This window comes from Subtercola boreus (genome assembly GCF_003399625.1).
GTDB classification, from domain to species: domain Bacteria; phylum Actinomycetota; class Actinomycetes; order Actinomycetales; family Microbacteriaceae; genus Subtercola; species Subtercola boreus_C.
Map to the genome: position 1 here is coordinate 1 of NZ_NBXA01000039.1, position 855 is coordinate 855.

Consider the following 855-nt stretch of genomic DNA (forward strand, 5'->3'; position numbering starts at 1 on the left):
GCTGGTACAACGCCCGCCGACGCCACTCCGGCATCGGCTACCTCAGTCCATTAGAGTACGAACGCCGCCAGCTCACACTGGCAGCCTGACCAACCAACCACCTGTCCGGGAAACGGGGTCAGCCTCAGACCCGCACCCCCGCCAAAACAGCAGACGAGAAGAAGGCGCAGGCGGAGGCGCTGCACCAGTCGATCACCGATCAGGTCGAGGGCCTTCGGGACTCTGGCCGGTGGGCGGCGTTTTTGGACTTTGCGCAGGCGTTCTACTCCTACTCGCTAAACAATATTTTGCTGATCCTGTCTCAGGTTCCCGAGGCGTCACAGGTCGCGGGGTTCCGAAAATGGCAGGGCTTGAACCGTCAGGTGCGGAAGGGCTCAATGGGTATCCGCATTTTCGGGTACTCGACGAAGAAGGTCACCGAGGAAGACGCCAACGGTGACGAGGTAGAGAAGAAGATCGCCCGGTTCCCGATCCTCTCGGTATTCGACATCGGACAGACCGACCTCATCGACCCGGCGCTTGGCGACCCGAGCGCCCTCACCACGCTGCTTACCGGGGCGGATGACTTTGGCATCGTGGACGCCCTCAGCACATACCTGATCGGTGAGGGGTGGACGGTCAAGCGTGGCGCGCTGCCGGGCAGCATGAACGGTGTTACCCGCCCGAAAGAGATGACAGTCGTTATTGACTCTGAGCTGTCGTCGGAGGCGGCCGCTAAGACGATGATTCACGACTTGTTGACCGCACTAACTGGGTCAGTTTGCGGGCGTTGGTCGTGGTGGCGAACATTCGCCGCGCCGACGGCGATCATCGTCCGCGGATCCTGCGCGCTCGTGTGCTCTGGTCGTCGCAGAG

2 protein-coding genes are annotated in these 855 nt (G+C 61.9%); both read left to right on the forward strand.

Annotation, left to right across the window (positions count from 1 at the left end; translation table 11 throughout):
• On the forward strand, window positions 1-89 hold an 89-nt coding region (locus B7R21_RS21020; protein ID WP_367302594.1), incomplete at its 5' end, for an IS3 family transposase.
• Between the two features lie 153 nt (window positions 90-242).
• A partial coding sequence (locus tag B7R21_RS17995; RefSeq protein ID WP_216364301.1) for an ArdC family protein occupies window positions 243-855 on the forward strand: 613 nt, incomplete at its 3' end.